We start from the raw sequence: 7,695 nt of genomic DNA on the forward strand, positions 1-7,695 counted from the left end.
TCAGAGGTCAGGGTTCAGCGGTCAGGGGTCAGGGGTCAGGGGTCAGGGGTCAGGGGTCAGCGGTCAGCGGTCAGGGGTCAGGGGTCAGGGGTCAGGGGTCAGGGGTCAGGGGTCAGGGGTCAGGGGTCAGGGGTCAGGGGTCAGCGGTCAGCCTTGGCCTTGGCCTTGGCCGTTGGCCACGCTACGCGAATGGCCACGCTGCGCGAACAGTAGCACTATCTGTAGCCCATAAGCTGATAGCTGATAACTGATAGCTGATAGCTGATAGCTGATAGCTGATAGCTGATAGCTATTAGCTTACAAAGCAAAATTTGTCAAGTAACTAGGGTGGGAATCGTCTTCTGGAAAAAGTTTAGGTCTTGTGTCTGGACTTCGATAATATGAGATGATAGGAAACAAAAATTAAACTAAACCCACAGAGATTAAATTTCTCTTAGTGCTGTGTTGTGTAAGTAAGGAGTTTTATGATGAGAAAATTGCGTCATCTGGCAGTGTTATGCCTTCTAGTGCTTAGCTTGGGCTGCTTAGGCTTATCCCAAAGTGCGATCGCTTCCCCTATGTCTTCAGCAGACACATTTTCTTTAAATAACTTAACGTTGCCCTCATCTACCGCTTTAATCGCTCGTTCCCGGAGCAATGAGGCTGATCGCAAGTTATCCACCGAGTTTGGTGAGAAGATTGACCTGAACAATACTCATGTGCGAAAGTTTCGCCACTATCGCGGATTCTATCCAAACTTGGCTAGTAAGATTATTCAAGAAGGTAAAATACATCCCTACAAGTCAGTAGAAGATGTTCTGAAAATTCCGGGACTAAGCGAACGCCAGAAGAAACTGTTACAAGCGCAAATTGATGAAGGTACTTTTACCGCGACTCCTCGGTCAGAGGTTTATAATGCGGGCGACGATCGCTATAATCCTGGCGTATACTAACAACGCCATTGGTGGTTAACTTTAAATTTCCTGTCTAACCCACTCTTACAAGAGTGGGTTAATTGTAACTAATCAATCTAGGACTTACAGAGCTGCCAGCTAGAATCACTCGATAGTTCCAGAACTTGCTGATGGTACTTCAGCAGACTCTCTCGGTGACCAACACTGATAAACGTGGTTTCGGTTTGCTGTAGTTGCTGATAGAGATGCCGCTCGTTTTGCTGATCCAATGCACTGGTTGCTTCATCCAAGAAGGCATAGCGAGGTTGATTGAGCAAGAGTCTGGCAAAGGCTAGACGCTGTTGTTCTCCTAGGGACAGAACACTGCTCCAATCTAATTGGACCTCCAAACTGCCCACCTTGGCCAGCAGCTCAGAAAGGTTAACCCGGTGCAGCACGGACTCCAATTCCTCCAAGGAACTGTCGCGGCTGGCATTTGGGTAAAGCAGCTGTTCTCGCAAGGATCCTGGAATCATGTAAGGACGTTGAGGCAAAAATAAGATGTCTTCCACGGCAGGTCGCATGATGCAGCCTGTTCCTGTGTTCCACAACCCAGCGATCGCTCTTAGCAAAGAACTCTTGCCACAGCCACTCGCCCCCATAATTAGTGTCCCCTCACCCGGTTCCACTGACAACGAGAGATCTTTGATCAAGGTCTGTTGGCTGTTAGGAGTTTGCAAGGTAATCTCTTTGAGGGCAAAGCAGTTGTCCTCTACTGTCTTAATAATCTTAGCAGCATTCTGTTGTGCCGTCGGCGCTTCCAAAACCTCCGCCAGGCTAGCTAAGCGATTAACCACCGCAGCAAGAGCACTAAGGGTATCAAACCGACGTACAATCACTGCCAGTGCCCCCGAAAGCTGAAAGCACAATATACTTGCTTGAGTAACTGTCCCTAACTCAACTTGACCACTAAAATACAATGATCCTACAGTCAAGTAAGGTATGATAAAGATAGAATTTTGATACGCTATGGTTAAGAATTCTATATTCCGCTCCCAGCCGATAATCAGATTTAGATTCTGCATCAGTTGAATAAATCGCTGCTTCACTAAACTCAATTCTTGATTTTCTCCACGAGAGAAGGCGATTGATTCAGCATTGTCGCGGATGCGAACCAAACTGTACCGGAAGTTGGCTTCGTATTCGAGTTTTTCTCCGTTAAGATCAACTAACCATTTACTCAAAAAAATCACGCTGACGTTGACGAACAGGGAATAGACTACCATAGCAGTCAACAGCAGTTTAGAAATCGTCCAAAGAACGATTCCGTAAGCAATTAGATTAACAACTTGATTTAGTATAGCAACCCAAAAATCCAAGATGGTTTTAGTAAAGGATTCAACTTCTTTGGAGATGCGCTGGTCTGGGTTATCGATATCCAGATTAGTCTTGAGTTCGTAATAGGCTCTATTGTATAGATACTGATCGAGGAAATATTTGGTTAACCATTGTTGCCAGTCGAGACAAAGTCTCTTTTTGATGTAGTTGGAAAAAACCATTAAGGGCACAATGGCCAATAGGGAACTGCTGTAGAGTAAGAGCAGGGTCAGGTAGTTTGACGCCTGGTGTCGAGCCATGACCGTGATCAAGTCCCGATTCAAGTAGCTGCTTAAGACATTCACCCCAGTACTTGATAGCAGTAACAACACTATCACTATTGACATCAACCATGGTTGCCAATTATCTTGTAACTGTTGCCTGTAGTAGGCAAAAGCAGCAATCGTAGCTAGGAAAAGTAAAGCAATGACATAGATAGCTGGCGACTTATTGATCATGGCAACAGAGTCCACTAAACCGGGAGCAACACTATTAATTATTTCTGGAAAATAGTGCTGTCCTCCTAAGCTAATGAGGCTGACAATAGTAAAAGAAATTATTAAAAGGAATACTATTAGCAACAGCAATAGCCCTAGAAAAGTTCCTCTTTGATCCGATACTGGTATCCAGTAAGGCTGGACAAGCCCTAACAATCTTTGCCCAAACTTACCGTCAAATCTGTGGTTTTCACTCATATATCTAGAAATTCCCAGTTGTCAAAGCGGTGCAAGTGTCAATAATCATTCTGCTTATTTATTAAGCACAGGTGCAATCGGTGTATAGCCTGTAGGGTTTCACCCCCAATTTCTGATGTTTACAGGATTTACGCGCCCCCGTTGGTCCCCCTCGGGGGACTTTGACATCATTACCCCCCAGAATTGGGGGGCTAGGGCGTGTCTTCAAACTCGGAGATCCCCCTAAATCCCCCTTAAAAAAGGGGGAATTTGAGTATGGCTCCCCCCTTTTTCAAGGGGGGCTGGGGGGGATCATAATCTTGCGGAAAACTTTGAAAACACGCCCTAGGGGGGCGAAATCAACTTAACCGCGTAAGTCCTGGTTTATTTTGCTTATCTGCTTACCAAGTCACCATACAGCTATAGCATTTCTATTTGATTTGTGAACAGAATCCCTTAAGGAAAGGCAAGAGGAATCCCCCCTAACCCCCAGCCCTTAAGGGGGGCGGGCAAGAGGCAAGAGTTTATTAAGTATATAGGGATGTTTGTCAATAAAAAACTGTATTTTTTGTTACATAAAAACTAAACTATATATGCATTTTAAAAGACTTCAGATAAAAGTTAAGAAATGTCAAAAAGTGAACCATAGGATGAAAATTATCTATACACTAATAAATGTCTGCTAAACAAGCAGATGGTAAATATTACTGCCTATAAGGGGCACGAAGGAGCAATATAATGTCAAGGCTACCCTAAAAAAGGTACTGCACCAGGCATCTATTGACGCTGAGTTCCGTAGCGAAGTTCAAAATAACCCAGAAGCTTTTGGACTCTCAGCTACCACTTCCCTGCCTGAATCTGTCGAGAAGCAGGATCATGCTTTCATCGAGTTGTTAAATGCTTCCTTAGGGGAGTTTGATATCGCTGCTAGTTGTGAATCCACCTGCAGCTCCGGTCCTCTAACCATCGTTTGTGATGGAACAACCAAGACTTGATGGAACGACCAATTAGGTTGTTACCGTTTCTAATCCAATAGGCTAGGTACCTGTCTAGGAGCTGGCATGACATCGCATTTTTTAAGATTGAGATGTGATGCCAGCCCCCGTTGTTAACTTTTTATTAGTCTTGCTTGGTAACTCTTGGGGTTATGGTTGACGATTATGTGGTGGAGGAACTGGCTTGCCGAGCTAGTAATTTGGCTGAGCGAACCCTCATTGTTGAACAACTGGCTAAAGGCCAGGGGAAAGCTAGGTTTAGCAACCAGCTTGAACCATTAGATAGTTGGAACATCAAAAAACTGACTGGCAAGTTGGCTGTGCAGGTGCTTAAGGATTCCTATGAGCAAGGAAACGTCAGTCAATCGATTATTGAAGACCTAAAAAAAATATTAACGGACTATAAATTATACGAACGAAACTGGGGGGAATTGTCGGCAGCAGACCGATTGGAGTTCGTCAAACCTCACCGTCAGTGGCTAGAAACCTACCGCGCTGCGATCGCGACCTTGGATTTACCAAAAGGGGATTTTTTAGGGAGTTCCTGGTACGAAACCGATATCTACCACGGGGAATTGGCGATAGCCTGCGAACCCTTTCTACGGCTTTTGTACCAGAGATTGCAACCTTTATGTGATCAGCTGAAGGTGATTTCAAAGCAAGTCGTCAGTGACCTTCAACTTCACCTGCTCAATCGCTTTGAGCTGGCCTTAACCTGGACGGTTGAAGCCAATATTAATGTCTATTGTCTTCAGAATAAGATCGCCAAATCAGCCGATGATCCAGAGGCTTATCTGGCCTACCTGGAACAGACTTTTCAAGACGGTTGGAGTTATCACCGCTTTTATTTTCAGTTTCCTGTACTATCACGTTGGTTGGCACAAGTAACTGGTTTATTGTGTGATTTTGGTGAGGAAGTGATTCAGCGTTTGGCTAGGGATCGCGAGCAAATTAGTGGGACGTTCTTCTCAGGGAAACCCATTACCCAAGTCAAATCCTTTAAGTTAGGCAAATCGGATTACCATGCTGGCGGCAAGAGCGTAGTGATCGTGGAACTAGAGCTGATTAACTCTGAGCCAGCAACAATTGTTTATAAGCCTCGTTGTATTCAATCTGAAGCAGCGATGCAAGGGCTGCTAGAAACCTTGACTAGGGATAAGGTGATTGACTTTGGCAGCTATGGAGTGCTCTGTCGAGATGGCTATGGTTATGCAGAGTTTATTGCTTCTGGTAAAAACCATGTCCAAAGTCAAGCTTCTGCTGAGGGATTTTATCAGCAACTCGGGGGATTTCTCAGCATTTTCTACATCCTAGGGGGATGCGATCTGCATGTTGAAAACGTCCTAGTTGCTGATGGCAATGGGTTTATTTGCGACTGCGAAACGGTTTTGGAAGTGTTGCCCCTTGGCATAGACAAATTGCCCGGTACAGTCCTCGATTCAGTTTTCAAGACGGGTTTGCTCGAATGGCCAGACCCGGGGGATAAAAATCAAATGAAATTGAGCGGATCTAGGGGCGGCGACTCCTACGAAGTACCCCATCAAGTTCCTAAAGTGAACGAGGGCCGGATGTCATTAGCCCTGGGTGTTGAATATCAATCGGGAATTCGGGTCGAACTCGAAGGAACCAATCGCATCTATTACCAAGGTCAGCTCGTACAGCCACAGGAGTACAAAGATGCCATTGTTGAGGGATTTAACCGAGTTTATAACTGGTTTAGAGAAAACCCCACGAAAGCCGCAACGTCCCTCCAAGACTTATTTTCTCCCTCATTAGTGCGCTTCATTAATTGGGGAACCCAAGCCTATGCCAAGTTGCTCCTTGCCGCTCGCCATCCCAAATGTCTTGCCGAACCCCTAGAAGTGGATTTGCTGTTCAACACCTTAAAAGAGCATCAACGAAAGTGGGACAATCAAGGGAAACTGGCTGAGCTAGAACTAGCATCCCTGTGGCAATTGGATATCCCCATCTTCTCAGCTAAGGCAACTGGGGCTCTAGATTTAATCCACAATTACCAACAATTTCTGCCAGATGCGATCGCGATTTCCCCATTGGACAATGCAGTCAAACGCATTGAAAAATTATCTGAGGAGAACCGAATCCGGCAGAACCAGTACATATACAGTAGCCTATCCACAGAGGAACTGAATAGTCCCTACTTTATCGCTTCAGCGGTTAATTACGCCCAGCAAATTGGTTGGCAGTTGTGGGAATTGCTCGAACCCGATCCGAGTAAGGCTCCATGGCAAACCAGCGACTATACAGCTACTGGAAAACGTGTAGTAGATGTCGGGCCAGATATTTACGCGGGTTCAGCGGGGATTTGCCTATTTTTGGCTTATCTCGATGCCCTTCACCCCCAGCCAGAATTTCGTCAAGCAGCAGAGCGAGCCTTCAAGCACGCCATGGAGCACCCTAGTTCACCCTTCGTTGGGGCTTACCAGGGCACAGCTGGATTGATTTACCTGTTAACCCACCTGGCTCAACTATGGGACAGACCAGAATTGCTGGAGCGGGCAGTAGAGTTGACTCACGAACTGATACCACGGATTCCTCAGGACAAATACTTTGACCTTTTGCTCGGAGTCACGGGGGTGATTCCTGTCATGCTGGGGTTGGCAAACACCACTTCTGGCCAAGGGAGAGATAGTGCCATAGATTGTGCCATGCAGTCTGCTCAACATTTGCTCCAAGGGGCAACTCGCCAGGGGGACACCCTAAGTTGGCAGGGTGGGCGACCGGATCTACACCAGCAGAATCCGACCGGTTTTTCCCATGGTTCGAGTGGTTCAGGGTGGGCACTAATTTTGCTGGGGTGTAATCTTGACAAGCAAGAGTACATTCAGGCTGGTCGTCAATGCTTTGCCTATGAAGCGACTCATTTTGATTCGGAGCAGAAGGATTGGTATGACCTGCGCAAATCGGTCATGGTAGCTGACAGAAACGAACCCCATTTTGCCAATGCTTGGTGCAATGGGTCGGCGGGAATTGGTTTGAGCCGTATTGCCAGTTGGGCAGCTTTAGGGAAAAATGACGAAGATATTCTGCGGGAGGCTTACGCAGCTCTCAATGCTACTTTGCGGAATTTTGACAAGCTCGGTAATGATTCCCTATGTCATGGCAGATCCGGCAATGCTGAGCTGTTGCTGCGGTTTTCTCAACTGAGGGACACACCTTATTTGCAGATGGAGGCTAACGTCCAAGCTCAGGCCCAGTGGCGTCGGTTTGAGAAAGCTCGCACGTGGCTCTGTGGTTCTACGACTAAGGATCTGTTTCCCGATCTAATGCTTGGAATCGCTGGAATCGGAATGCACTTTTTGCGCCTAGCCTATCCGGAGCGAGTCCCTTCCCCTCTGCTGCTCGACCCGCCTCCATCAGTATAAGCCAATAGACCTAGATTGAGGGTAAAGGTGGTGTTGGTGAAGGTAGACTCTGGGATTATCATTGCTTTGGTTGTAATTTTGCTTGGTTTAATTGGTTGAAAAAACTATGTCAAAAGAAGCAGTTTTTAAGTTTTATGAAGCTCTTGAAAATACAGAAGCATTGAGACAGCAAATTAAGGTGATAACAAGGGAAGAAGAGCTGGTTAAACTTGGTGCCAATCACGGTTATTGTTTTACAAAAAAAGACATAGCAGCAGCAAATGCTTCGGGTGCGGCTCTTTTAAAAGTACGGTAGACTAGATCTCAGTAAAACTGACAAATTAGTCAGAGTAATAGTTTGAGTCAATACCTCCTGGTGGGTGACCAGCTGAAAAAGTCAGCAGTAGTTCAGGAA

The 7,695-nt window shown here is 46.0% G+C and carries 5 protein-coding genes and 1 pseudogene; 5 read left to right on the forward strand and 1 reads right to left on the reverse strand.

Going from position 1 to position 7,695, the window contains the following annotated elements:
• Together F6K37_RS27325 and psbU are read left to right on the forward strand one after the other, a co-directional pair.
• Positions 1–213: pseudogene (locus F6K37_RS27325) on the forward strand (hypothetical protein); the annotation flags it as partial.
• A 254-nt stretch (positions 214–467) separates the two neighbouring features.
• On the forward strand, positions 468–932 hold the full coding sequence (gene psbU, locus F6K37_RS27330; protein ID WP_008178017.1) for a photosystem II complex extrinsic protein PsbU: 465 nt from the start codon (positions 468–470) through the stop codon (positions 930–932).
• A gap of 77 nt (positions 933–1,009) precedes the next feature.
• On the opposite strand, the gene F6K37_RS27335 is transcribed toward psbU, so the two are convergent.
• A complete protein-coding gene (locus F6K37_RS27335; protein WP_008178015.1) occupies positions 1,010–2,944 on the reverse strand; it encodes an ABC transporter ATP-binding protein/permease in 1,935 nt (644 codons plus the stop codon).
• Positions 2,945–3,636: 692 nt separating this feature from the next.
• On the opposite strand from F6K37_RS27335, the gene F6K37_RS27340 reads away from it, so the two are divergent.
• The 3 genes from F6K37_RS27340 (at position 3,637) to F6K37_RS27350 (ending at position 7,596) form a co-directional block, all read left to right on the forward strand.
• The gene (locus F6K37_RS27340) at positions 3,637–3,918 is read left to right on the forward strand and encodes a cinnamycin family lantibiotic (RefSeq protein WP_353838556.1); all 282 of its coding nucleotides are present in this window, start codon (positions 3,637–3,639) and stop codon (positions 3,916–3,918) included.
• Between the two features lie 152 nt (positions 3,919–4,070).
• A complete protein-coding gene (locus F6K37_RS27345; protein WP_287253540.1) occupies positions 4,071–7,301 on the forward strand; it encodes a type 2 lanthipeptide synthetase LanM family protein in 3,231 nt (1,076 codons plus the stop codon).
• 106 nt (positions 7,302–7,407) lie between these two features.
• A complete protein-coding gene (locus F6K37_RS27350) occupies positions 7,408–7,596 on the forward strand; it encodes a Nif11-like leader peptide family natural product precursor (protein WP_287253542.1) in 189 nt (62 codons plus the stop codon).
• Positions 7,597–7,695: the final 99 nt, after the last annotated feature.

The organism is Moorena sp. SIO4E2, from assembly GCF_010671945.1.
GTDB classification, from domain to species: Bacteria; Cyanobacteriota; Cyanobacteriia; order Cyanobacteriales; family Coleofasciculaceae; genus Moorena; species Moorena producens.